The 22,813-nt window shown below is 69.9% G+C and carries 22 protein-coding genes; 8 read left to right on the top strand and 14 right to left on the bottom strand.

All coding sequences use genetic code 11. The features are described 5' to 3' along the window. Positions 1 to 2: 2 nt before the first annotated feature. The 12 genes from ACODT0_RS29255 to mltG all read right to left on the bottom strand — a co-directional run bounded on the left by ACODT0_RS29255 (position 3) and on the right by mltG (position 9,995). A complete protein-coding gene (locus ACODT0_RS29255) occupies positions 3 to 809 on the bottom strand; it encodes an ABC transporter ATP-binding protein (protein WP_489042916.1) in 807 nt (268 codons plus the stop codon). Further along, positions 803 to 1,915 carry an ABC transporter permease gene (locus tag ACODT0_RS29250; RefSeq protein ID WP_422097054.1) on the bottom strand — a complete coding sequence of 371 codons (1,113 nt, stop codon included), beginning with the start codon at positions 1,913 to 1,915 and terminating at the stop codon, positions 803 to 805. Before ACODT0_RS29250 ends, ACODT0_RS29255 begins: the two co-directional genes overlap by 7 nt. 172 nt (positions 1,916 to 2,087) lie before the next feature. After that, entirely contained in the window at positions 2,088 to 3,374 is a 1,287-nt protein-coding gene (locus tag ACODT0_RS29245) for an acyl-CoA dehydrogenase family protein (RefSeq protein WP_489042915.1), read from the bottom strand. Positions 3,375 to 3,448: 74 nt separating this feature from the next. Continuing rightward, positions 3,449 to 4,042: a phosphatase PAP2 family protein gene (locus ACODT0_RS29240; protein WP_057590245.1), complete on the bottom strand. Its 594-nt coding sequence runs from the start codon at positions 4,040 to 4,042 to the stop codon at positions 3,449 to 3,451. A 148-nt stretch (positions 4,043 to 4,190) separates the two neighbouring features. Next, a complete protein-coding gene (locus ACODT0_RS29235; RefSeq protein WP_057590246.1) occupies positions 4,191 to 4,643 on the bottom strand; it encodes a hypothetical protein in 453 nt (150 codons plus the stop codon). Between the two features lie 324 nt (positions 4,644 to 4,967). After that, on the bottom strand, positions 4,968 to 5,183 hold the full coding sequence (locus ACODT0_RS29230; RefSeq protein ID WP_261205737.1) for a hypothetical protein: 216 nt from the start codon (positions 5,181 to 5,183) through the stop codon (positions 4,968 to 4,970). 161 nt (positions 5,184 to 5,344) lie between these two features. Then, complete coding sequence (locus ACODT0_RS29225; protein ID WP_057590248.1) at positions 5,345 to 6,010, bottom strand: ankyrin repeat domain-containing protein; 666 nt, start codon at positions 6,008 to 6,010, stop codon at positions 5,345 to 5,347. Beyond that, a complete protein-coding gene (locus tag ACODT0_RS29220; RefSeq protein ID WP_489042914.1) occupies positions 6,010 to 6,816 on the bottom strand; it encodes a TatD family hydrolase in 807 nt (268 codons plus the stop codon). The genes ACODT0_RS29225 and ACODT0_RS29220 overlap by 1 nt, the downstream gene beginning before the upstream one ends. Positions 6,817 to 6,890: 74 nt before the next feature. Further along, positions 6,891 to 7,307, bottom strand: coding sequence for a PilZ domain-containing protein (locus ACODT0_RS29215; protein WP_057590250.1), 417 nt, complete (start codon positions 7,305 to 7,307; stop codon positions 6,891 to 6,893). Next, positions 7,304 to 8,317 (bottom strand): DNA polymerase, encoded by a 1,014-nt coding sequence (locus tag ACODT0_RS29210; RefSeq protein ID WP_057590251.1) that lies wholly within the window; start codon positions 8,315 to 8,317, stop codon positions 7,304 to 7,306. The genes ACODT0_RS29215 and ACODT0_RS29210 overlap by 4 nt, the downstream gene beginning before the upstream one ends. Further along, the gene (gene tmk, locus ACODT0_RS29205) at positions 8,314 to 8,976 is read right to left on the bottom strand and encodes a dTMP kinase (RefSeq protein ID WP_057590252.1); all 663 of its coding nucleotides are present in this window, start codon (positions 8,974 to 8,976) and stop codon (positions 8,314 to 8,316) included. The genes ACODT0_RS29210 and tmk overlap by 4 nt, the downstream gene beginning before the upstream one ends. Beyond that, positions 8,973 to 9,995 carry an endolytic transglycosylase MltG gene (gene mltG, locus ACODT0_RS29200; RefSeq protein WP_261205732.1) on the bottom strand — a complete coding sequence of 341 codons (1,023 nt, stop codon included), beginning with the start codon at positions 9,993 to 9,995 and terminating at the stop codon, positions 8,973 to 8,975. Before mltG ends, tmk begins: the two co-directional genes overlap by 4 nt. A gap of 156 nt (positions 9,996 to 10,151) precedes the next feature. Between mltG and ygfZ the strand changes: the two genes are divergently transcribed. After that, positions 10,152 to 11,084: a CAF17-like 4Fe-4S cluster assembly/insertion protein YgfZ gene (gene ygfZ, locus ACODT0_RS29195; protein WP_413763533.1), complete on the top strand. Its 933-nt coding sequence runs from the start codon at positions 10,152 to 10,154 to the stop codon at positions 11,082 to 11,084. Positions 11,085 to 11,299: 215 nt separating this feature from the next. Next, positions 11,300 to 12,202 (top strand): hypothetical protein, encoded by a 903-nt coding sequence (locus tag ACODT0_RS29190; RefSeq protein WP_489042913.1) that lies wholly within the window; start codon positions 11,300 to 11,302, stop codon positions 12,200 to 12,202. Between the two features lie 7 nt (positions 12,203 to 12,209). On the opposite strand, the gene ACODT0_RS29185 is transcribed toward ACODT0_RS29190, so the two are convergent. After that, positions 12,210 to 13,070 carry a YbgC/FadM family acyl-CoA thioesterase gene (locus ACODT0_RS29185; protein ID WP_261205728.1) on the bottom strand — a complete coding sequence of 287 codons (861 nt, stop codon included), beginning with the start codon at positions 13,068 to 13,070 and terminating at the stop codon, positions 12,210 to 12,212. A gap of 34 nt (positions 13,071 to 13,104) precedes the next feature. Then, the gene (locus ACODT0_RS29180) at positions 13,105 to 14,067 is read right to left on the bottom strand and encodes an alpha/beta hydrolase (RefSeq protein ID WP_489042912.1); all 963 of its coding nucleotides are present in this window, start codon (positions 14,065 to 14,067) and stop codon (positions 13,105 to 13,107) included. Positions 14,068 to 14,206: 139 nt separating this feature from the next. On the opposite strand from ACODT0_RS29180, the gene ACODT0_RS29175 reads away from it, so the two are divergent. The 6 genes from ACODT0_RS29175 to ACODT0_RS29150 all read left to right on the top strand — a co-directional run bounded on the left by ACODT0_RS29175 (position 14,207) and on the right by ACODT0_RS29150 (position 22,782). Then, complete coding sequence (locus tag ACODT0_RS29175; protein WP_489042911.1) at positions 14,207 to 15,343, top strand: iron-containing alcohol dehydrogenase; 1,137 nt, start codon at positions 14,207 to 14,209, stop codon at positions 15,341 to 15,343. 166 nt (positions 15,344 to 15,509) lie between these two features. Beyond that, a complete protein-coding gene (locus ACODT0_RS29170) occupies positions 15,510 to 17,855 on the top strand; it encodes a type VI secretion system Vgr family protein (RefSeq protein ID WP_489042910.1) in 2,346 nt (781 codons plus the stop codon). Positions 17,856 to 17,867: 12 nt separating this feature from the next. Then, positions 17,868 to 18,305, top strand: coding sequence for a hypothetical protein (locus tag ACODT0_RS29165; protein ID WP_057590260.1), 438 nt, complete (start codon positions 17,868 to 17,870; stop codon positions 18,303 to 18,305). Between the two features lie 15 nt (positions 18,306 to 18,320). After that, positions 18,321 to 20,978, top strand: coding sequence for a DUF2169 family type VI secretion system accessory protein (locus ACODT0_RS29160; protein ID WP_489042909.1), 2,658 nt, complete (start codon positions 18,321 to 18,323; stop codon positions 20,976 to 20,978). Next, on the top strand, positions 20,975 to 22,108 hold the full coding sequence (locus ACODT0_RS29155) for a pentapeptide repeat-containing protein (protein WP_413763528.1): 1,134 nt from the start codon (positions 20,975 to 20,977) through the stop codon (positions 22,106 to 22,108). The genes ACODT0_RS29160 and ACODT0_RS29155 overlap by 4 nt, the downstream gene beginning before the upstream one ends. Then, a complete protein-coding gene (locus tag ACODT0_RS29150) occupies positions 22,105 to 22,782 on the top strand; it encodes a DUF3540 domain-containing protein (RefSeq protein ID WP_422097042.1) in 678 nt (225 codons plus the stop codon). Before ACODT0_RS29155 ends, ACODT0_RS29150 begins: the two co-directional genes overlap by 4 nt. Positions 22,783 to 22,813: the final 31 nt, after the last annotated feature.

The raw sequence follows: 22,813 nt of genomic DNA, 5'->3' as shown, positions 1-22,813 counted from the left end.
TCTCACCAGGTCGCGTCCAGACCCAGGTGGCGCAGCGCCTCGTGCCGCAGCTCGGCCAGGCGCGGATCGCCGCGATGGCGCGGGTAGGGCAGGTCCACCACCAGTTCGGCCGCAATGCGCGCCGGCCGGTCGCTCAGCACGATCACGCGGTTGGCCAGGAACAGCGCCTCCTCGACGTCGTGCGTGACCAGCAGCGCCGAGAAGCCGTCGCGCTGCCAGAGGTTCACGAGCTCGCTCTGCATCGCGATGCGCGTGAGCGAATCGAGCTTGCCCAGCGGCTCGTCGAGCACCAGCAGCTGCGGGTCGTTGACCAGCGCGCGCGCCAGCGCCACGCGCTGCGCCATGCCACCCGACAGTTGATGCGGATAGGCCTTCGCGAACTCGGTGAGGCCGACGCGCTGCAGCGCCTCGTCGACTCGGCCGCGCTGCGCGTCGAGCACGCCGCGCGCCTGCAGGCCCAGCGCCACGTTGTCCCAGACGCTGCGCCACGGGAACAAGGTGGGGTCCTGGAACACCACGATGCGCGAGGGATCGGGCTTCTCGATGGCCTCGCCGTTCTGCGCGATGCGTCCCGTGGTCGCGGGCTCCAGGCCGGCCACCAGGCGCAGCAGCGTCGACTTGCCGCAGCCGCTCGGGCCGAGCAGCGCGACGAACTCGCCGGGGCGCACCTGCAGGTCGATGTCGTCGAGCACCTGCAGCACGCCCGTGGGCACTTCGAACCAGTGGCTCACGCCGTGGATGTCGATCAGTGCGCCGGTGTGGGCGGCAGCGCCTGTCTCGACGGCGGGGGAGAGGACGGCGCCTACCATTTGACGGTTCCCTTCTGCCACGACAGCACGCGGTCGCGCACCTTGAACAGCAAGGTGATCAGGCCCGAGCACAGCGCGGCCATCACCAGCAGCGCGGCATACATGTTGGCGTAGGAGGCCCAGCCCTGGGCCCACTGCAGGTACCAGCCGAGGCCGGCCTTCACGCCCATCATCTCGGCCGTGATCAGCACCGAGAACGAGGCGCCCAGGCCCATGAACAGGCCCACGAAGACCTGCGGCAGCGCGGCCGGGATGGCCACGCGCAGCACCAGGAAGCGCTCGGAGGCGCCCAGCGTGCGGGCCACGTCGTAGTAGCTCTTGCCGACCGAGGCCACGCCCGACCAGGTCAGCACGGCGACCGGGAAGAAGGTGGCGAGGCCGACCAGGAACACCGCGGCCACGTAGCTCGAGGGCGCGAAGAAGAAGGCCAGCGGCAGCAGCGCCGAGGCCGGCACCGGGCCGAGGAAGCGCAGCAGCGGATGCACCCAGTAGCCCGCGATGCGCGACCAGCCGACCGCCACGCCGGTGACGAAGCCGATCAGCGCGCCGATCACGAAACCGTTGGCCAGCAGGCGCAGCGAGTAGGCGGTGGACAGGCCCAGGCGCTGCCAGTCCTCGTGCAGCACGTCGATCAGGCTCTGCGGCGGCGCGAAGAAGGGGGAGGGCAGCACGGCGAGCTTGGCGGTGGCGATCTCCCACAGCGCGAGCACCAGCGCCGAGGCCACCAGCCACTGGCCGGCGGGACGCAGCGTGCGCGCGACGCGGCCGGCACGCGGGCCGAGCAGCGCGATGACGAGGAACACGGCGGCGACCGCCAGCGTGGCGTAGCCGAATTCCTCGGTGAAATTCCAGTCGCTGAAGCCGATCGGCTTGTTGGGCCACAGCAGCGTGAGCAGGCCCAGCGCCAGCCAGGCCGCGGCGGCCAGCACGCCGGTGCGCCAGAGACCCGGCGGCAGCGCGTGCCGGCGCGCGAGCACGGTGGCGGCATCGGTGGCCACCGGTGCGGGCGGGCGCGGCGCGCGAGGCTGGGGAGCCGCGGCGGGGCCGCGGAACTCCGGCGCGTTCAGCACGCCGGACACGTCGAGTGCGTGATCGGCCGAGGTCATGCCTGGGCGCTCCCGATGGCAGGTTGATCGTCGAAGAGGGTCATGGGAATTGCTCCGCCGGAGGATGAGGAAGGGAAGGGCGAGTGTTGGCGCTGCACCCTTCCCGGCCAACGAATGAATGCACGCATGGATATGCGGATTCGTCGGCTGCGGCATGTCGCCGCCGGGGCCTTCAGGACGAGACGTTCGCGCCCACGGCCCAGTAGAAGGTAGGCCGCGCGCCGTTGAGCAGGTGGTCGCCGACCACGCGGCCCTTGTAGATGGTCGGGTTGTGCGAGGCCAGCGTGCGCGCGTTGCGCCAGTGGCGGTCGAGCCGGATGTCCTCCTGCAGCGCCGAGGCACCGCCCACGTCGAACAGCCGCGTGCCGGCCTGCAGCACCGCGTCGACGATGCCGGCTTGCGCCTTGGCGGTCTCGAGCTCGACCTGGAACAGCAACTGCTCGGGGATCGCTTCGCCGCGCTGGCGCCGGCGGTCGATCTCGCCCAGCGTGCGCGCCACCGCCTGCACCGTCGAACTCGCGACGAAGGCCGTGCTGGCGAGCTGGCCGACGACCTGCTGCACCAGCGGATCCTCGCGCGGCGTGCTGCCGCTGCCGTGGCTGTAGACGCGCTTGCGCGGCCGCACGAAGTCGACCGCGTCGCGCACGATCGCGCGCGCGATGCCGGCCAGGGTGGCGAGGTGCGTGAGCTGGAACTGCGCGGTCAGCGGCGTGGGCTGGTCGCGCACGTAGAGCAGCACGTGCGCCGTGTCGACGCGCACGTTGCGAAAGCGCGTGGTGCCCGAGGCGCTCAGACGCTGGCCGAAACCGCGCCAGTCGTCGACGCGCTCCACGCCCGGCGCGCCGGAGGGCACCAGCGCGATCACGCGGTCGTTGCTGCCGTCGTCGTTGTGGCGCTGCGCCGAGACCGCGATCCATTCGGCGTAGAGGGTGCCGGTGCTGTAGTACTTGTCGCCCTCGAGGCGCCAGCCGTCGCCGTCGCGGCGCAGCGTGGTCTGCATCTGGCCGAGCGGGCCTTCGCCGAGTTCGGTGGTCGCGTTGCCGAAGATCACGCCGTCGGCCGCGAGCCGCAGCCAGGGACCGTGCAGCGCGGGATCGATCTCGGCGAACAGGCGCTCGATGAAGCCGAAATGGGCGCGCAGGATCTGTGGCAGGTTGGAGTCGGCCTCGCCGAGTTCGATCAGCAGGTCGAAGAACTGCTCGACCGAGGCGCCGAGACCGCCTTGGGCGACCGGCACGCGCAGCGCGCCGAAGCCGGCCTGGGCCAGCCAGGCCACGGCGTCATGGGCCAGCAGGCGTTCGTTCTCGCGCTGCACCGCGCCTTGGGCGATGCGCGCGAAGATCGGGCGGAAGCGATCGGCGAGCTGATCGTACGAGGGCGGTTGCGGGGCGCGCGGCGACTCGGCGGCGGGCGATGGGTTGCCGGGCGCGGTGCGCGGCGGATGCGTGAGGGATTCCATGGGGCGACGACTTTGCAGTCGCGCCCTTCGATTGGGAAATGCGCTTTTCGAGTTTTCTTATGCGTCGCGGGACTTCAGGCGCGCGACCTCGGCATCGTCGGCCAGCGCTTGCCCGACAGGCTCGGCATGCGGCCGACGAGTCGCCGCGTGCCGAGTTCCAGCATCCACCAGGCAGCACCCACCAGGCCCGCCATGAGCGCGCCGAACATCAGCCCGGCCGCGATGTCGAGCGGGAAATGCACACCGACGTGGATGCGCGCCCAGCCCGTGGCGGCCGCGACCACGAACAGCGCGACGCCCGCGGCGCGCAGCGCCGGCCGTGCGAGGAAGGCAAAGGCCACCATGAACATCACCGACGCATGCGTGCTCGGCAGCGCGGCGCTGGCACCGTGCGATATGTAGGCCGGCACCAGGCCCATGATGAAGGGGCGCGGCATGTTGATGCGCGCGGCGATGTCCTGGCACAGCATGGCGGTGAGCCCGGCGCCCGCGAGCACGAAGAAGGCGTAGGTCCAGTTGCCGGGCCGGCGCCAGGCGGCGGCACCGATGATGGCGGCGGAAAGCCATGCGCCGCCGAGGGCGAGCCCGATCGCGATCGACAACACCCAGGGCGTGGGCTGGGTGCCGGCGGCGAGCCAGCGCAGCAGGTCGAGGTGGAATTCGTTCACGGAGCCTCCCCGAACGGACGAAATGGGACGAAGACGGCGCGCGCGCGGTCGAAGGACATGAATGAGTCTCGTGGGGCGAAGTGAAGTGGCCTTGCCGTACGGGACGACAGAAGCGATGGGTGCGGCGCGGAAAGGCCGCCAGACCGTGTCAGGCGAACGACGGCGGTGCCGTGGTCGGCGGTAGGCGCAGCCAGGGGCGGGGCAGGGGAGGCGCCCCACTCCGCGCGCTGGTGCGACGCCACGGTCCATGGCGAACGCCGGGCAGTCCGGTGGCGGCCACGGCGATGGTCAACGGCAGCAGCGCGAGCACCAGGCCCATAAAGCCGTCGAACGCCGTGCTCAAGGCATTGACCATGGGCGTGCAGCAGGAGGCCTGCGCGAACATGGTGGTCTCGAGGCTGTCCGCATGGCCGGCGCGTTCGTCGGGTTCGAAGCGCACCGTCTCGCCGGCGTTGCGCACCTTGAGGCCGGGCTCGTCCTCGAGGCCGTCGTTGTGGAAGTGCGCCGAGATGAAGGGATGCAGCAGCACCAGCCAAAGACCGATGGCGCACCCGATGCATCGGTGCGCGTCGACCCATCGGCGGAACCTGGCCAGCAACATGCGGCGGATGCTAGGCAGCAAATATGAACGGAATATGAGTACTCGCAGAACTTCTCGGGACTTCGAGCCATTTCCGAAGGTCCTGAACTATCGGCGCCGTCCGACACGGCGAGAAATCCTGGAGGTTCAGCATCCGCGTGTCCCGAGCGACTCCTCCTCCCTGGCTTGGGGCACCTGCCGTGACAGCGGCAGGTTCTTGAGCGCCCGGCTTTGCGCCGGGCGCCTTTTCTCTGCCATGTTATTTTACATAATGCACATTGTGCAGATTAGCTGGACCAGATCCAAAGCCAGGGCCTCTTGGCCATCAGCTCCTGGCGCTCAACTTCAGTCCCGCGCGTCCAACCCGCCGTCAGTCGTCAGTTCCGCCCGCTGGAACCGCCGGCGCCGACGCAGCGCCTCGCTCATGCCATCGCGGACACCGGCCTTGATGACCAGGTACAGGAGCCAGCCCACGAGCGTGCCGGCGATCAGGATGGCTGCGAGCAAGGACATCCGCCATGCCAAGGCGCCGCCACCGAGCTGCTGTAGGGTGAATTGCATGGATGTTCCGGGCAGAAAAAAGGGCTTCGATGAAGCCCTCATTCTGTCCGCGCCTGTTTCCAAAAAATACAAACTTCATCATCCAGACACTTGACGGAGCCGGTAATAAATCACGCTTTCATGGTTCCAGCATCGAAAACTACTAATTTATTAGTAAATTCTTACCATTTTCCGTCTTTTGGCACCGGTTTCGCCGCTGAAGCCGCCGCGATCAGCCCCGCGGCTTCGGACCGATTGGCGCGGTTGGCGAAGTCGACGGCGGTCATGCCGAGCTGGTTCTTCATCGTCACGTCGGCGCCCTCGGCCAAGAGCAGCTTCACCGCATCGGTCGAGCCGTACATCGCGGCCATCATCAGCGGCGTGGTGCCGTTGGGCGACTGCGCGTCGATGAAGGCGAAGTTGTCGAGCAACTGCTTCATGATCGCCACGTGCCCGCCGGTCGCCGCATAGTGCAGCGGCGTCCAGCCGGGCTTGTTGATGTCGGCGTCGCGCTTGATGAGCTGGGTGACGAGTTCCTGCTGTCCCTTGATCGCCGCGAGCATCAGCGGGCTCTCGTCCTTGGCGTTGCGCAGCTCGACATTGGTCTGCGGCGATTCCAGCAGCACCTGGATCACTTTCGGCGACGGCTCGCGCAGTGCGATCAGCAGGCCGGTCTGGCCGCGTTCGTCGCGTGTGTTCGGATCGAAGCCTCGCTGCAGCAGGCTGCGAACGCCACTGGGGTTGTCGGCGCGCACGGCCCGGAAAAAGTCTTCGAAGGAACCTGCGTGCGCAGAAAAAATCGCAGAAAAAACAGATAGATAGACGAGCTTTTTGAAGTTTTTTTTCATCATTGTAGAACCCCCTTGAACAGTGTTTCGAAGTTGTCGCTGGTCGCCCGGGCCACGGCCTCTACCGGCAACTGCCGCAGTTCGGCGATCTGCCGTGCCACGTACGGCACGTAGGCCGGCGTGTTGGTCTTGCCCCGGTACGGCACCGGCGCGAGGTAGGGGCTGTCGGTCTCGATCAGCATGCGCTCGAGCGGCACGAAGGCCGCCACGTCGCGCAGATCCTGCGCCTTCTTGAAGGTCAGGATGCCCGAGAAGGATATGTAGAAGCCGAGATCCAGCGCGGCGCGCGCCACCTCGGCGGTTTCGGTGAAGCAGTGGAACACGCCGCCGGCCGCGCCCGCGGAGCCGTCCTCGCCCTCCTCCTTGAGGATCGCGATGGTGTCGGCCGAGGCTTCGCGCGTATGGATCACCAGTGGCTTGCCGGTCTGCTGTGCGGCGCGGATGTGCACGCGGAAGCGCTCGCGCTGCCATTCGAGGTCGGCGATGCTGCGGCCGCCCTTGCGTTCTTCCATCTGGTAGTAGTCGAGGCCGGTCTCGCCGATCGCCACCACGCGCGGCCGCGCGGCCAGCCGCACGAGGTCGTCGACGCTGGGCTCCAGCGTGTCTTCCGTGTCCGGATGCACGCCCACGCTGGCCCAGAAGTTGTCGTAGCGCGCGGCCAGCGCCTGCACCTCGTCGAACTCCTCGAGCCGGGTGCAGATGCACAGGGCCCGGTCGACCTGGGCGGCGTCCATGGCGGCGCGTACCGCATCCATCTGGTCGGCGAATTCGGGAAAGGTCAGGTGGCAGTGGGAGTCGGTGAACATCGCCAGGAATCTGAGGAAACGAAGGAAGCCGGGAAAACTGGCGAGCGCAAAAGGCGGCCGGATCGCCGCCGATGTCAGATCGTCTGCGTGGGCCGGTCGGAAGCCATCGAGCCGCCCAGCGCGGCCTCGATGCGCGCCTTGAGCTGGCGCGATTTCTCGTCGGACGGAAAGCGGATGCCCACGCCGGGCGCCCGGCTGCCGGCCGCGCGTGCCGGCGTGATCCAGGCGACCTTGCCGGCCACCGGATAGCGTTGCGGGTCCTCGGGCAGGGTCAGAAGCACGTAGACGTCGTCGCCGAGCCGGTATTCGCGCGAGGTCGGAATGAAGATGCCGCCCTCGGAGAACAGCGGGATGTAGGCCGCATAGAGCGCCCCCTTCTCCTTGATGGCGAGCTGGATGACGCTCGGCCGGTGCGGCGCGGCGCCACCCGCGGCGTTGGCGGCGGCAGCGGCTGCTGCGGAGTTGGCGGACGGGGCTGCGGGTTGGTTCATGGGCGGCGAGCGGCTGAATTGAGGGTGCTGCGCGCTTCGCTCACGAGCGCTTCCAGCATGAGTCCTGCATTGAACGGATGTTCCGCGGTCCGGGCCGACGCGGCCAGCGATTTCGACCAGCGCGCCAGCGCGAGCCGCGAGGGCGCGGCCGGCAGGTCGCCGGGTTCGAAGAAGCGCGGCGCGGCGCCATTGCCGACGGCCATCAGGTCGTGGCAGAGCTTCTGCAAGGCACCGACCGCCTGGGCCGGCGCCTGGTCGGCCAGCGCGCCGACGTCGCCGCGCAGCACGGCCTTGGGCAGCAGCGCCCAGGCCTTGGGCGACTGGCCGGCGCGCGCGAGCCGCAGGGCATCGCTCGGGCGTCCGCCGGCCGCGCGCAGCAGGGCCGCGGCATCCGCCGCCGGAACGTCCTGCGCCGCAAGCCAGGCTTCGGCCTGTTGCATGTCGGGCCAGGGCAAGGTGAAGCCGAGGCAGCGGCTGCGGATGGTCGGCAGCAGCTGCCAGGCGGCCTCGCTCGCGAGCACGAAACGCACGTCGCCCACGGGCTCCTCGAGCGTCTTGAGCAGCGCATTGGCGGTGATGGTGTTCATGCGCTCGGCCGGATAGACCAGCACCACCTTGCCGCGGCCGCGTGCGCTGGTGCGCTGGGCGAAACCGACCGCGTCGCGCATCGCCTCGACGCGGATCTCGCGGCTGGCCTTGCGCTTCTTGTCGTCGATGTCGGCCTGGGCCTTCTCGTCGAGCGGCCAGCCCAGTTCCTGCATCGCCACCTCGGGCATCAGCACGCAGAGGTCGGCATGGGTACGCACCTCGATGGCGTGGCAGCTCGGACAATGGCCGCAGGCGGCGCCCTCCTCCGTCGGCTGCTCGCAAAGCCATGCCGAGGCCAGCGCGAGTGCCAGGTCGTACTGGCCCAGGCCCGAGGGCCCCTGCAGCAGCCAGGCGTGACCGCGCTGGCGCAGCAGTTCGACCAGCGGCTGGCGCAGCCAGGGCGACAGTTCCGCCGCGGTCATGCGCGTCCCTCCCCGGCCAGGCCGCGCGCCACCAGCGCCGCCTCGACCTGTTGCCAGACCTGGTCGCGGCTCTGGCCCGCATCGATGCGCACGAAGCGCGCCGCATCGGCGGCAGCGCGATCGGCATAGCCCTGCGCGACCTTGCGGAAGAACTCGACCGGCTGGGCCTCGAACTTGTCGGGCACGCGCGCGCCGGCCAGGCGCTGGGCCGCGATCTCGGGCGCGAGGTCGAACCACAGCGTGATGTGCGGCTGCAGCAGGGCCACCTCGGATTGCCCGCCGCGTCCGGCCTGCGCCCAGCGCTCGAGCGTGGACAGCACCTCGGTGTCGAAGCCGCGGCCGCCGCCCTGGTAGGCGAAGGTGGCGTCGGTGAAGCGGTCGCACAGCACCACGTCGCCGCGCGCCAGTGCCGGCTCGATCACCTGCGCGATGTGGTCGCGCCGCGCCGCGAACACCAGCAGCGACTCGGTCAGCGGGTCCATCGGCTGCTCGAGGATCAGCGTGCGCAGCGTCTCGGCCAGCGGCGTGCCGCCCGGTTCGCGCGTGCGCGTGACCGCGCGACCCCGGCCCTCGAAGAGCGCCTGCAAGGCATCGAGGTGGCTGGACTTGCCGGCCCCGTCGATGCCCTCGAGCGTGAGAAAGAGTCCGCCAGCGTTCATTGGGCCGCCTTCGTCGCAGGGGTGCCGCCGCCGCGCTGGTAGCGGTTGACGGCACGGTTGTGGTCGTCGAGCGATGTGCTGAACTGGCTGGTGCCGTCGCCGCGCGACACGAAGTACAGCGACTTGCTCTGCGCCGGCTGCACGGCCGCCAGCAGCGCGGCCTTGCCGGGCATCGAGATCGGCGTGGGTGGCAGGCCGTTGCGCATGTAGGTGTTCCAGGGCGTGTCGGTCTGCAGGTCCCGCTTGCGCAGGTTGCCGTCGAAGGCGGTGCCCATGCCGTAGATCACGGTCGGATCGGTCTGCAGCGGCATGCCGATGCGCAGCCGGTTGTTGAAGACGGCGGCGATCTCGGCCCGGTCGGCCGCCTTGCCGGTCTCCTTCTCGACGATGCTCGCGAGGATCAGCGCCTGCTCGGCCGATTGCAGCGGCAGGTTGCTCGCGCGCGCGGCCCAGGCGGCCTCGAGCTTCTTGTCCATGGCGCGCATGGCGCGCTGCAGCAGCGCGATGTCGGTCGAGCCCTTGGAATAGGTGTAGGTATCGGGGAAGAAGCGGCCTTCGGGATGCTGGCCGGGCCGGCCCAGTTTTTCCATCAGCGCCTCGTCGCTCAGGCCCACGCTGTCGGGCTTGAGCTGCTCGGCCTTGGCGAGCGCGGCGCGCACCTGGCGGATGTTCCAGCCTTCCACCAGCACCAGGCTGCGCGTGGCCTCCTCGCCGCGCACCAGGATGTTGAGCAGCAGCTTCGGCGTCACGCCGCGGTCGAGCTCGTAGCTGCCGGCACGCATCTGCCGGTCCTGGCCCGAGATGCGGAACCACAGGTAGAGCAGCTGCGGGTCGACCGCCACGCCGGCATCGGCCACGGCCTGGGCGATGCCGCGCGGCGTGGTGCCGGGCTCGACCGACAGGTCGACGTTGGGCGCCGGCAGCTTGAGCGGCTGGTGCACCCACCAGAGTCCGCCGGCACCGGCGGCCAGCGCGGCCAGGGCAGCGAGCAGGAAGATCGTGAGGAAGAAGCGGCGCACGGATCCGATGGATAAGCGGAAGAAGAAGGAGGCGATGAAAGGGGCCGAACGGGGCGGACGCGAAAGGAGCGACCGGACAAGGCGGTGGCCCTGCAAGAAGAAAGGCTGCCGTCCCCGCGGTCCCGACGAATCGGGCCCGGCCATGATAATTCAGCGATGACCACAGTCGTTCTCAATGGCGTTGCGCCCCTCGCCCATCTGGGCGTGATCCGTGCCGAGGGCCCCGATGCCGCGGCCTTCCTGCATGGCCAGCTGACCCAGGATTTCTCCCTGCTCGGCGCCGCCGAGGCCCGCCTGGCGGCGCTGTGCACCGCCAAGGGCCGCGTCATCGCGAGCTTCATCGGCATCCGCCCGCAGCCCGAGCTGGTGCTGCTGGTCTGCAGCCGCGACATCCTGGCCGCCACGCTCAAGCGGTTGTCGATGTACGTGCTGCGCGCCAAGGCCAAGCTCAGCGACGCGACCGAGCAGTTCGCGTTGTTCGGCCTCGCGGGCACCGCGCTCGCGGCCAACGGCATCGACGCTTCCGCCGCGCCCGGCCAGCGCCGTGCGATCGAAGGCATCGAGGGCGGCAGCGCCATCTCCCTGTACCCGGCCGACGGCGTGCCGCGCGCGCTCTGGCTGGCCCCGGCCGGCAGCGCCGCGCCGCAAGGCGCCGCGCTCGATCCGGCCCTGTGGTCGTGGAGCGAGGTGCGCAGCGGCATCGTCACGCTCACCACGCCGGTGGTCGAGGCCTTCGTGCCGCAGATGATCAATTACGAATCGGTGGGCGGCGTCAACTTCAAGAAGGGTTGCTACCCCGGCCAGGAAGTGGTGGCGCGCAGCCAGTTCCGCGGCACGCTCAAGCGCCGCACCTACCTCGTGAAGGCCGACGGCGAAGTCGCGGCTGGCCAGGAAGTCTTCGCGGCCAGCGATGCCGAACAGCCCGTCGGCACGGTCGCGCAGGCCGCGCCCGCGCCCGACGGCGGTTGGGCCGCGCTGATCTCGATGCAGATCGCGGCGCTCGAGGCCGGCGGCCTGCATGCGGCCTCGGCCAGCGGCCCGGCGCTGAGTGTGGAACCTTTGCCTTATCCGCTGCTCGAAGATATCTGAGTTCTCCGAACAGCACCGGGCGCCGACCACCGACGCCACGCTGCAGCTTGAAGCCCAATCAGTGAGGCGTTTTGGGCTTCCAACGCCCGTCGTTCGGGCGCAAGGCGCTATCTTTCAGATAGCGCCTTTTTTTGTGCGTCTTTCTTGACCCCGTTGCCGCCGGTGCGCCGTAGAAGCCTGCACCGACCACTTCCGGCAAGGAAAGAGAGACCTCCATGAACCGCAGATTCTTCTCCACCGCCCTCGCGCTGGCCGCGCTCTCGGCCTGCACCCAGACCCCGGCGCGCCCCTACCTGCCGCCCTCGCCCGTCGACCGCCTCGGCAGCCTGATGGAAGTCAGCGTGGTCGACCGTACCACCGGCCGCGAGCTGCCCGTCTACCGCGCCAACGGCGAGTACTGGGTGGCCGGGCGTCCCGGCGCGCGCTATGCCGTGCGCCTGCGCAACCGCATGAGCGAGCGGCTCATGACCGTGATGTCGGTCGACGGCGTCAACGTGCTGACCGGCGAAACCGCGGGCGTGCAGCAGAACGGCTACGTGCTCTCGGGCGGCGAGCGCGCCGACATCGCGGGCTGGCGCAAGAGCGATTCGCAGATCGCGGCCTTCGAGTTCACGGCCAACGGCAATTCGTACGCGAGCCGCACCGGCCGCCCCGACGAGGTCGGCGTGATCGGCGTCGCCGTGTTCCGCGAGCGCGTGGCGCCGCCGCCACCGCCCGTGCCGATGCCGTTCCCACGCCGCGACGGCTACAGCCGCGAGGAATCGGCGCCGCGCGGCGAACTCGAGGCCCGCAACAAGTCGATGGCACCCTCGGCCTCGGCCGACAGCGCGGCGCCCGGGGAATCCTCCGCCATGGCCCAGTCGCGCAGCCAGCCCGCGCCCAGCCTCGGTACCGGCCATGGCCGCCGCGAGACCTCGTACGTCGGCCACACCACCTTCGAGCGCCTGCGCTCCTCGCCCGACGAGGTGGTGCGCATCCGCTACGACAGCCGCGAGAACCTCGTTGCCGCGGGCGTGATCCCGGCCAGCCCGGCACCGCGCTGGCCGCGTCCCGCGGGACCGTCGCCGTTCCCCGCATCCGAGGCGGGCTACGTGCCCGATCCGCCGCCGCGCTACTGAGCGACGCTCAACGCAGCGTGCGCCGCATCTCGATGTGCGGGATGTCGGCCTCGACGAAGGGCTCGCCATGCACCGCATAGCCGAGCCGTTCGTAAAAGCGCTCGGCGCTGCGCTGCGCATGGAGCGCGATCTCCGCATCGCCGCGCGCCCGGGCCGCGGCCTCGAGCGCCTGCACCACCGCCACGCCGTGGCCGCCGCTGCGCAGCGCGCGATGCACCGCGATGCGGCCGATCATCGAGCGGCCGTCCCGCGCCGGCAGCAGCCGGCCGGTGGCGATCGCCTGGCCGAGCCGGTTGCGCACCACCACGTGCGGCACGGCCGCGTCGTGCTCGTCCCACTCCATCGCCTCGGGCACCTTCTGCTCCTCGATGAAGACCGCGCGCCGCAGCGCCGCCGCGCCTTCGCCGAGCGTGGCCCAGTCGCCGGTGTCGATGGCCCGCATCGTCTCGCCGGCCTCGAAGCCCTCGAGGATCGCGCGCAACGAGGCCGGCACCGGCTTCGAGGTCTGCGTGGCCGGGTCCGCGAACACGTAGACCAGCTCGCAGCCGACCAGGAATTCGCCCTGGCGGAACAGCCCGCCCTCGAAGGTCATCGACGAGGTGCCGATGCGCGCGCAGCGCATGCCCACGTCGATCACGTCGTCCATGCGCGCCGAGGCGCGGAAGTCGATGGTCGCCTTGCGCACGTAGAGATCGCCGCCCAGCGAATGCATCGCTTCCTCGTAGGGCAGCGCGAGCGCGCGCCAGTAGTCGGCGATGGCGGTGTCGAAATACATCAGGTAGTGCGCGTTGAAGACGATCTTCTGCATGTCAACTTCGGCCCAGCGCACGCGCAGGCGGTGGAAGAAACGGAAATCACTGCGTTGCATTCTTGTTGTCTCCAGGGAAATGAAATCGGAATCGTCAGGGCCGCAGCGCCTCGCGCAGCGCCTTCGCCGCGTCGTCCTGCGCCTGCAGCGCCTCGGGGACCGCGCGGCCCATCTTGAGGAACTCGTGGATCACGCCGCGGTAGATCTCGAGGTCGACCGGCACGCCCGCGGCGCGCAGCTTGTCGGCATAGGCAATGCCCTCGTCGACCACGGGGTCGCACTCGGCCAGCGCGATCCAGGCCGGTGCCACGTCGTCGACGTCGTCCGCGATCAGCGGCGCGAAGCGCCAGTCGTCGCGGTCGGCCGGGCTGCGCACGTACTGGCCGAAGAAGTAGTCGATCAGGGCCTTGGTCAGTAGCGGACCCTGGGCGTAGCGGCGGTGCGACTCGGTGTCCTGGTGGCCGGTGGTGCCGGGGTAGATCAGCAGCTGCAGCGCGAGCGGCAGGCCCGCGTCGCGCGCGAGGATCGCGCAGACCGCGGCCAGCGTGCCGCCCGCGCTGTCGCCGCCGACCGCGAGCCGCGCGGGATCGAGGCCCAGGCTCGCGCCCTGGCGCGCGACGAAGGCGAAGGCGTCCCAGGCATCGTCGGAAGCGGTCGGGAACTTGTGCGCGGGCGCGAGCCGGTAGTCGACCGACACCACGGCGCAGCCGCTCTTTTTGCAGAGGACGCGGCACAGCGTGTCGTGGGTGCGGATGTTGCCGACCGTGAAGCCGCCGCCGTGGAAGTACACCAGCACCGGCAGCACCTCGGCCGAGGGCGCGTAGAGCCGCGCGGGGATCGCATGGCCGTCGCGCGCGGCGATCTCGAAGTCCTCGATGCGCGCAAGCTCGGGCTTGGGCACCTCGAGCACGCCCGCGCCGCGTTCGTACGAGGCCTTGGCCTCGTCGGGCGTGAGCTGGTCGAGCGAAGGGTGGCCGGCGCGCGCCATGCGCTCGACCACGCTGGCCATCTTGGCGGTCAGCGGAGGGGAAAAAGGTGCGGGGGGATTCGTCGTCATGTCATGGGAAGCCAACGAGCGCTGTGCCGAGTGCGACAGCGTCGAGGGTTTTCTTCGTGGGCAAGCTGCCTGCCTGTTGGTAGATTCGATGGTCCGCCATCGTACTTGCCTGCCAGCTCGAGAACCCCTCCCCCACCCCATGGCCCTCATCCAATACCTGACCCAGATCCAGTTCGAATTCGGCGCGGTGAAGCTGCTGTCGAGCGAGTGCGCGCGCATCGGCATCAACCGCCCGCTGATCGTGACCGACGCCGGCGTGCGCGCGGCCGGCATCCTGCAGAAGGCGATCGACGCCATCGCCGACCTCGAGGTCACGATCTTCGACCAGACCCCGTCCAACCCGACCGAGGCCGCCGTGCGCGCGGCCGTCGAGCTCTACCGCAGCGGCCGCTGCGACGGCCTGATCGCCGTGGGCGGCGGCTCGGCCATCGACTGCGCCAAGGGCGTGGCGATCGCGGCCACGCACGAGGGCCCGCTCAAGACCTACGCCACCATCGAGGGCGGTTCGCCGAAGATCACCGAGCGCGTGGTGCCGCTGATCGCGGTGCCCACCACCAGCGGCACCGGCAGCGAGGTCGCGCGCGGCGCGATCGTGATCGTCGACGACCACCGAAAGCTCGGCTTCCACAGCTGGTTCCTGATGCCCAAGGCCGCGATCTGCGACCCCGAGCTCACGCTCGGCCTGCCGCCGCGCCTGACCGCCGCCACCGGCATGGACGCGATCGCGCACTGCATGGAGACCTTCATGTCGGCCGCCTTCAACCCGCCGGCCGACGGCATCGGCCTCGACGGGCTCGAGCGCGCCTGGGGCCACATCGAGCGCGCCACCAAGGACGGCAGCGACCGCGAGGCGCGCCTGAACCTCATGAGCGCCTCGATGCAGGGCGCGATGGCATTCCAGAAGGGCCTGGGCTGCGTCCACTCGCTGAGCCACAGCCTCGGCGGCGTCGACCCGCGCCTGCACCACGGCACGCTCAACGCGCTGTTCCTGCCCGCGGTGATCCACTTCAACGCCGGTGCCGAGTCGGTGCAGAAGGAGCAGCGGCTGCAGCGCATGGCGCAGGCCATGCACCTCGATTCGGCCGGCGACCTCGGCGATGCGATCCGCGACATGAACGCGCGCCTGGGCCTGCCCAAGGGCCTGGCCGACGTGGGCGTGACGCCCGCGCTGTTCGAGCAGATCATCGACGGCGCGATGGCCGACCACTGCCACAAGACCAACCCGCGGCTGGCCACGCGCGACGACTACCGCGCGATGCTCGAAGCCTCGATGTGAGGCCGGGCCGTGGCGCTTGGCCCGGCCTTATAAACAGTTCGTCTTAAGCGCGCGGTCTTAGCGCGTCGCATGCACCATCGCGTCATGTCGATGACATGAGGGCTTCCTAGACTGGCCTCGACGACCCGCACCCGCCGGGTCCTTCGAGAACAGGGAACACCTTCGAATGACGCGAACCATCCGGGTCCACACCGCACTGAGCGCCGAGCAGTTGAAGTTTCGCGCGATGCGGGGACAGGAAGGCCTCTCCAGACTCTTCGAGTTCGAGGTCGACATGGTCAGCACCAGCTTCAACCTCGACCTGAAGACGCTGCTGGGCACCTCGCTGAGCATCGAGGTCTCGGACGATGCCGGCCCGCGCTTCCTCAACGGCACCGTGGTGCGCTTCGAACTGCTGGGCCGTGCCAACGAGACCGGCCGCCACTACGTCTACCGCGCGCTGGTGCAGCCCTGGCTCTGGTACCTCACGCGCACCACCGACAGCCGCATCTTCCAGAACAGGAGCGTGCCCGAAGTGCTCGACGAGGTGCTCGGCAAATACGGCTTCGAATACGAGAAGCGACTGACCGGCAGCTACCGCAGCTGGGAGAACTGCGTGCAGTACCAGGAGAGCGACTTCGCCTTCGCGAGCCGCCTCATGGAGCACGAAGGCATCTCCTACCACTTCGAGCATTCGAACGGCTCGCACCTGCTGGTGCTGGCCGACGACGCCGGCGCCTACCGGCCGCTGCCCGGCTACGCCAGCATCCCGTACCGGCCGCGCGACCGCGTGGTCGATGCGCTCGAGCCCTGCATCGACCGCTGGCGCGTGGCCGAGCAGATCACCTCGGGCCGAGTGATGCTCGACGACTTCGATTTCCGCAAGTCGCGCGCCTCGCTGCAGAGCGTGCAGCAGGACCCCAAGGGCCACGACCATGCTTCGTACGAGGTCTACGAATGGCTGGGCGGCTACAGCGAGCACCAGCAGGGCGACACCTATGCGCGCATCCGGCTGCAGGAGCTGCAGTGCGCGCACGAGCTGGCCGCGGGCCACACCAACGTGGCGGGCATGGCGCCCGGCTACCTGTTCTCGCTCACGCATTGCCCGCGCGAGGCCGACAACCGCGAGTACCTGGTCACCGAGACCCGCTACGACCTGCAGGAGCCCGAGTACTCGAGCGGCGGCAGCGCCGAATCGGTGTGCGAGTTCGACTTCACCGTGCTGCCCTCCTCCGTGGCCTACCGGCCCGCGCGCAGGACGCCGCGCCCGCGCACCAACGGCCCGCAGACCGCCACCGTGGTCGGCCCGCAGGAGATCTGGACCGACCGCTTCGGCCGTGTGAAGCTGCAGTTCCGCTGGGACCGCTATGGCCAGGCCGACGAGAACAGCTCCTGCTGGGTGCGCGTGTCCAGCAGCTGGGCCGGCGCGAACTTCGGCACCATGCACATGCCGCGCGTGGGCCAGGAGGTCATCGTCGACTTCATCGGCGGCGAGCCCGACCGGCCGATCATCACGGGCCGCGTCTACAACAGCGACCAGATGCCGCCGTGGGAACTGCCGGCCAACGCCACGGCCAGCGGCATCCTCACGCGCTCGAGCGAAGGCGGCGCGGCCAACCAGGCGAACATGCTGCGCTTCGAGGACCGCACCGGCGCCGAGCAGATCCTGCTGCATGCCGAGCGCAACCTCGACGTGGAGGTCGAGGCCGACGAGACCCACACCACCGACGGCACGCGCACCACGCTGATCAAGGGCCACGAGTCGGCCACCTACCAGGACGGCGAGACGCGCGACATCACCGCGGGCGCGCAGGAGACCATCACCGGCGGCGACACCCGCGACGTGACCGGCGGCTTCAGCGAGACCATCAGCGGCGGCGTGAACCAGCGCATTACCGGCGGCAAGAACCGCAACCTCGCGGGCGGCCTGAACGACACCATCACGGGCGGCGTGAACCTCGCGATCACCGGCGGCTTCCACGGCACCATCGACGGCCAGGAGATCCGCTTCGTGAGCGGCGGGCGCAACGACACCATCAACACCGTCAACAACACGACGGTCAACGGCCCCTCGACCACCATCGTGACCGGCCCGACGGTGCACACCTCGCCCGACGTGACCTTCAACACCACGAACCACATCCACAACACGACGCAGCACGTCATCAACACCAACGTCTACAACACGACGTCGACCACCTACAACAACACGACCAACAACTACACCAACAACTCCACCGTCTACAACAACAACTACGCCTCGAGCGGCGACTGGCGGCTCGCGCGCGTGGGCGGCGTGGGCTTCCGGCTGAGCCTGGTGGGCATGTCGCTGGACGTGTGGGGCGCGCGGCTGCAGTACTACGCGGCGCTCAACGCGCAGCTCGCGACGGTCAAGATCGACGTGGCCATCTTCTCGATGAAGAACGCGCCGCTGAAGATCAGCACCACGGGCCTGAAGATCGCCAACAAGGGCATGCTGATCGCGACCGGCGGCCTGGCGGCGAAGTTCAAGGTGCTGACACTGGTGGCCTGACGAAGCGAACGAATGGAAATTCTGCTGTGGATCGTCTTCGCGGTGCTGATGGGCTCGATGCTGCTGGTCGCGGTGTCGGTCGTGATCGCGGCCACGCGCGAGAACCGTATCTATTCGGCCGAGGCCAGGACCTGGGAGCGGCTGGCGCAGACCGGCATTCCCGCGCAGGCCGTGGTCGAGTCGCTCAAGCGGTCCGAGAATGAACTCTCGCGCGGCGGCTCGCAGGGCCAGACCGTCTATGCCGTCGAACTCGCACTGCGCGTGCTCGGCACCGACGCCGTCGTGGAAGAACGACGCGCCGTCGTGCGCACGCTGATCGACGAAGGGCTGCTGCCGCAGTTCGCGGTGCCCGGCAAGCCGGTGCACCTGCTGCGCGATCCGAACGACGCCTCCATCTTCGCCATCGACCGCGCGCGCACGCCGCTCGAGATTCCGCGCGCCTCGCACTGAGCCGCGCGCCCGCCCGTGAAAACAGTCAAACCCCTGCGGCTGAGCGTCATCACGCGCCCCTTCCTGCGCCAGGGCCACCAACGCCTGGCACTCACGGTGATGGGCATGGTGTCGATGGACGAGCAGCCGGTGCTGCTGCCCGAGACCGAATTCTGGAAGACGGTCTCCGAGGAGCTGGGCCCCACCGGCGCCATCGACCTCGGCATGCCCAAGGCCTGCGCCGAGTTCCTCGCCACCGGCCATGCCTACACCCATCACCAGGCCGAGAAGACGGCCTGCGCGGTCGAGCTGCGCGTGGGCGCGCTGGCACGCCGGTTCGCCGTGTTCGGCGACCGCTACTGGATCGACGGCCGCGCGAGCGCACCGCAGCCCTTCGAATCGATGCGGCTGGACTGGAGCCGCGCCTACGGCGGCTCGGCCTTCGCCGACAACCCGCTGGGCATCGGCCACCAGCCCGAACTCGTGAACGGTTTGTGGGTGCAGCGCTTGCCCAACGTCGAGCATCCGCAGCGCCGCATCGACCATCCGGGCCGCACGATGGAGCCGGCCTGCCCCGGCGCCATCGACGTGAGCTGGCCCGCGCGCATGCGGCTGATCGGCAACGACTACGGCGCGCACTGGCGCGAGCACCTGTTCCCCGGCTTCGCGCAGGACATGGACTGGCGCCTCTTCAACGCCGCCGCGCCCGAGCAGCGCTGGACCCAGGCCGACCGCATCGCGGGCGGCACGCCCTACGAGGTCTGGAACATGCATCCCGCGCAGCCCGTGCAGCGCGGCCTGTTGCCCGACTGGCGCGCGCGCGGCTTCGTGGCGCGCAAGACGCAAGCCGGCAGCGACGAGCCCGAACATTTCGACGAGGTCGAGCTGCGGCTCACCACCGCCTGGTTCTTCCCGCACCGCGAACAGATCGCGCTGATCTTCCATGGCGAGACCGCGATCGCCGAAGACGACGCCGCCGACATCACGCACCTCATGCCCGCCATCGAGCGCGCCGCCGATGCACCGCGACCGCTGGCCCACTACCTCGAGATCCTGCAGCGCCGCAGCGATCCCGAGACCGGCGCGCTCCACACCTTCCGCGACGAGGAACTGCTGCCCGCCGAGACCATCGGTCCCTGGCTCGACCAGCTCGAGGAAGAGGAATCGCCGCTGGTGCGCAACATGCGCGAACGCGCGCGCGTGCTGCGCGAAGACCTCGCCGACAAGGGCGTGGCCGCCGGCCACAAGCCGCGCCACTTCAAGGAGCGCGCGGCGCCCGAGCCCTTCACCAGGCGGCCGAGCCTCAGCGAACTGCCCGCGTTCATGGAGCGCGCCAAGGCCTACGAGCGCGAACAGTTGCAGAAGCTCGAGGACGGCCGCCGCGACCTCGCGCGGCAGGCGAAGGCCAACGCGCCCGAGTCGCGCAAGGTCGGCTTCGACACCGGCGAGATGGTCGACGGCGCGCAGCGCACCGAGGTCAAGGGACCGCCGGCCTTCGATGCGAAGACCGTGATGCAGGGCCTGCTGGGCATCGCGCCCGCCACGCGCAGCCCGCAGATGCCGCCCGAGCAACAGCGCGCGCTCGAGCAGGCGGCCGAGAACGGCCGCCGCGGCCTGATCGACATGTACCGGCTCGGCGCGCAGCACCAGCGCGCGGCCGATGCGATGGACGATGCGCGCGCGGCCGAGGCGCGCGAACGCGTGCTGCAGCTCATGGCGACCACGCGCGATCTCTCGGGCCTGGACCTGACCGGCGCCGATCTCTCGGGCATCGACCTGCGCGGCGCCCGGCTGCACCGCACCCTGCTCGAAAGCGCCTCGCTCGCGGGCGCGCAGCTCGACGGCGCCGATGCCACCGAGGCGGTGCTGGTGCGCGCGAACCTCGCGCATGCCTCGCTGGCCCACTGCGTGCTCGATCGCGCCAACCTGAGCCTCGCGCGCTGCGAGCGCACCTCGTTCGCGCATGCCCGGCTGTCCGAGACCACGAGCGAGAAGAGCCGCTTCGAGCACTGCGATTTCGGCGGCGCGCGGCTCGCGCAGCTGAACCTGTTCGGCATGCACTTCGAGGGCTGCCGCTTCGACGATGCGCACTTCGACTACGTGACCGTGCTCGAAGGCAGCCGGCTCGTGGACTGCAGCTTTCGCTGCGCCACGCTGCACAAGTTCGGCCTCATCGCCTGCGAGGTCGAGGGCCTGGACTTCGCGGGCGCTTCACTCGAAGCCTGCGCCTGGGCCCACACCGTGGCCGACCGGCGCGTGAGCTTTCGCGGCGCCACGCTGCGCACCACCTGCTTCGTCGGCATCAGCAGCCTGCGCACGGTCGATTTCGAAGGCGCCACGCTGGTCCATTGCAGCCTGCGCGAGATGCAGCTCGAGGGCGCGCGCTTCGTGCGCGCCACGCTCGACACCTGCGATCTCTCGGGCTGCGTGCTGACCGGCGCCGACCTCGGCGCCATCGATGCGCCCGACAGCCTGTTCATCCGCGCCGACTTCACCCAGGCCTCGCTGCGCGGCGCCAACCTCATGAATGCCCATCTGCAGAAATCCCGCCTGCTCTCCTGCGACCTGCGCGAAGCCAACCTGTTCCGCGCCGACGTTTCGCAGACCGTGATCGACACGGTGACCGACACCCACGGCGCCTACCTCGAACAGGCCAAGACGCTGCCGCGGCGCGCGGCGGATCCGGTGCAATGACGCCGGAGACCCTGGCCCTGAAACTGCGCGGCGGCGAATTCATCGAGCGGCAGGATTTCCAGGGCATGCGATTCGATGGCCTGGACCTCAGCGGCGGCGCCCTGCGCGACTGCGATTTCTCCAACGCCAGCCTGCGCGGCGCGAAGCTCGCCGAGTCGGCCTTCGATGCCTGCCGCTTCGACGGTGCCGTGCTCGACGGGGCCGACCTGCAGCGCGCGGGCTTCCACCGCTGCAGCCTGGCGCGCGCGAGCCTGCGCGGCGCCACGATGAGCCGCGCGGCTTTCAGCGATTGCGAGCTGCACGAGGCCGATGCCGCCGAGGCCAAGGCCGATCTCGCTGCCTTTCACCAGAGCCGGCTCGATGGCACTAGCTTCGCGGGTGCGGACCTCACGAAGGCCGTGTTCGGCGAATCGAGCCTGGCCGGCACCCGCTTCGACGCGGTGACGTTCGACACCACCGTCTACTACCGCGCCGCGCTGCGCGACGCGCGCTTCACGGGCGCCAGCTTCCACAACGTGATCTTCAGCGAGGCCGATCTCGCGGGCCAGGACTTCTCGGGCCAGCAGTTCCGGCTCTGCCAGTTCATCGATGCCGACCTCGGCGGCTGCAACTTCGACCGCGCGACGCTGGTCCAGTGCAACTTCAAGGGCGCGAAGCTCGCGCGCGCGGTGCTCACCGCGGTGCATGCGCCGCAGTGCCTGTTTCCCGAGGCCGACCTGCGCCAGGCCGATGCGCGCGGCGGCCATTTCGACCAGAGCCTGTGGGTCGGTGCGCGGCTCGACGACGCCGACCTGTCGGATGCGCGGCTCGAGCAGTGCGTGTTCCATCGCGCGCGGTGCCGCCGCACCTCGTTCGCGCGCAGCCGGCTCGTGTATGCGGACTTCGCCTATGCCGACCTCGGCGAGGCCGACCTTCGCGGCGCCTTCTTCGAGCGCACGCAGATGCACCGCGCGCTGCAGTCCGGCACCCGATGGGGCGAGCGCGGCGGCGTGCTCGACAGCGACCCGGCCCTGTTCGAGGCCGAGCGCTTCTCGGCCGCGCGCCAGGACCGCCCGCAACGCGCGGGCCGCGATGGTTTCGGCCGGCCGCTGCCTTCCACTTCCGACGACCTCGAGGACCTCGCACCATGAGCCCCGCCGCCCTGCGCGAACGCGCCTCCGCTCCTACCGCGCACCACGCACCGGACATGCAGGCCTTGCTGCGCCGTCCACTGCCCGCGCCCGCCGCCTGGACCGGCAACGCCCTCGGCACCGTGCTGCAGGCGCTGCCCGGCGATGCCTTCCTCGTCGAGGCCCAGGCCGGCGGCGAACGCTGGCAGTGCCCGCGCGCCGCGAGCTGCCTGCTGCAGCCCTCGGTCGGCGACACGGTGCTGGTGGCCGGGCCGCGGCGCGACCAGGCCTACCTGATCGCCGTCATCACGCAGGCCGATCCCGCACAGGCGCGGCTCGCGGTCGACGGCGTGCTCACGCTGCAGGCCGGCACCCGGCTCGAACTGGCCGCGCCCGAACTCGATCTGCGAGCGCGCAAGGCAGAGGTCGAGATCGGCGAGATGGACTACCGCGGCGGCGAAGTGCGCATCACCACGCTGCTCGCGCGCTTCGTCGGCCGCACCTGCGAGACCGTGCTCGACCGGCTCAGCGTGCTCACGCGCTCGAGCTTCAGGCTCACCGAGGAGGTCGAGCAGGTGCGCGCGGGGCAGATCGACTACCAGGCCGAGGAGACCCTGCGGTTGCATGCGAAGAACACGCTGGTGAGCAGCAAGGGACTGGTCAAGGTGGATGCCGAGCAGATCCACATGGGCTGACCCGCGCCATCGACCACCGACGACAGCCAGA

Source organism: Variovorax sp. FG153, from assembly GCF_057809595.1.
This window is presented reverse-complemented; position numbering and strand designations above follow the sequence as displayed.

Excerpts from the sequence above, each read along its gene's own strand:
- ACODT0_RS29165 (WP_057590260.1), top strand. The coding sequence starts at position 17,868 with ATGGAAATTCTGCTGTGGATCGTCTTCGCGGTGCTGATGGGCTCGATG.
- tmk (WP_057590252.1), bottom strand. The coding sequence starts at position 8,976 with ATGAACGCTGGCGGACTCTTTCTCACGCTCGAGGGCATCGACGGGGCC.
- ACODT0_RS29245 (WP_489042915.1), bottom strand. The coding sequence starts at position 3,374 with ATGGAATCCCTCACGCATCCGCCGCGCACCGCGCCCGGCAACCCATCG.
- ACODT0_RS29250 (WP_422097054.1), bottom strand. The coding sequence starts at position 1,915 with ATGACCTCGGCCGATCACGCACTCGACGTGTCCGGCGTGCTGAACGCG.
- ACODT0_RS29150 (WP_422097042.1), top strand. The coding sequence starts at position 22,105 with ATGAGCCCCGCCGCCCTGCGCGAACGCGCCTCCGCTCCTACCGCGCAC.
- ACODT0_RS29175 (WP_489042911.1), top strand. The coding sequence starts at position 14,207 with ATGGCCCTCATCCAATACCTGACCCAGATCCAGTTCGAATTCGGCGCG.
- ACODT0_RS29155 (WP_413763528.1), top strand. The coding sequence starts at position 20,975 with ATGACGCCGGAGACCCTGGCCCTGAAACTGCGCGGCGGCGAATTCATC.
- ACODT0_RS29170 (WP_489042910.1), top strand. The coding sequence starts at position 15,510 with ATGACGCGAACCATCCGGGTCCACACCGCACTGAGCGCCGAGCAGTTG.
- ACODT0_RS29210 (WP_057590251.1), bottom strand. The coding sequence starts at position 8,317 with ATGACCGCGGCGGAACTGTCGCCCTGGCTGCGCCAGCCGCTGGTCGAA.
- ACODT0_RS29255 (WP_489042916.1), bottom strand. The coding sequence starts at position 809 with ATGGTAGGCGCCGTCCTCTCCCCCGCCGTCGAGACAGGCGCTGCCGCC.
- ygfZ (WP_413763533.1), top strand. The coding sequence starts at position 10,152 with ATGACCACAGTCGTTCTCAATGGCGTTGCGCCCCTCGCCCATCTGGGC.
- ACODT0_RS29190 (WP_489042913.1), top strand. The coding sequence starts at position 11,300 with ATGAACCGCAGATTCTTCTCCACCGCCCTCGCGCTGGCCGCGCTCTCG.
- ACODT0_RS29220 (WP_489042914.1), bottom strand. The coding sequence starts at position 6,816 with ATGTTCACCGACTCCCACTGCCACCTGACCTTTCCCGAATTCGCCGAC.
- ACODT0_RS29215 (WP_057590250.1), bottom strand. The coding sequence starts at position 7,307 with ATGAACCAACCCGCAGCCCCGTCCGCCAACTCCGCAGCAGCCGCTGCC.
- ACODT0_RS29235 (WP_057590246.1), bottom strand. The coding sequence starts at position 4,643 with ATGTTGCTGGCCAGGTTCCGCCGATGGGTCGACGCGCACCGATGCATC.
- ACODT0_RS29185 (WP_261205728.1), bottom strand. The coding sequence starts at position 13,070 with ATGCAACGCAGTGATTTCCGTTTCTTCCACCGCCTGCGCGTGCGCTGG.
- ACODT0_RS29180 (WP_489042912.1), bottom strand. The coding sequence starts at position 14,067 with ATGACGACGAATCCCCCCGCACCTTTTTCCCCTCCGCTGACCGCCAAG.
- ACODT0_RS29225 (WP_057590248.1), bottom strand. The coding sequence starts at position 6,010 with ATGAAAAAAAACTTCAAAAAGCTCGTCTATCTATCTGTTTTTTCTGCG.
- ACODT0_RS29230 (WP_261205737.1), bottom strand. The coding sequence starts at position 5,183 with ATGCAATTCACCCTACAGCAGCTCGGTGGCGGCGCCTTGGCATGGCGG.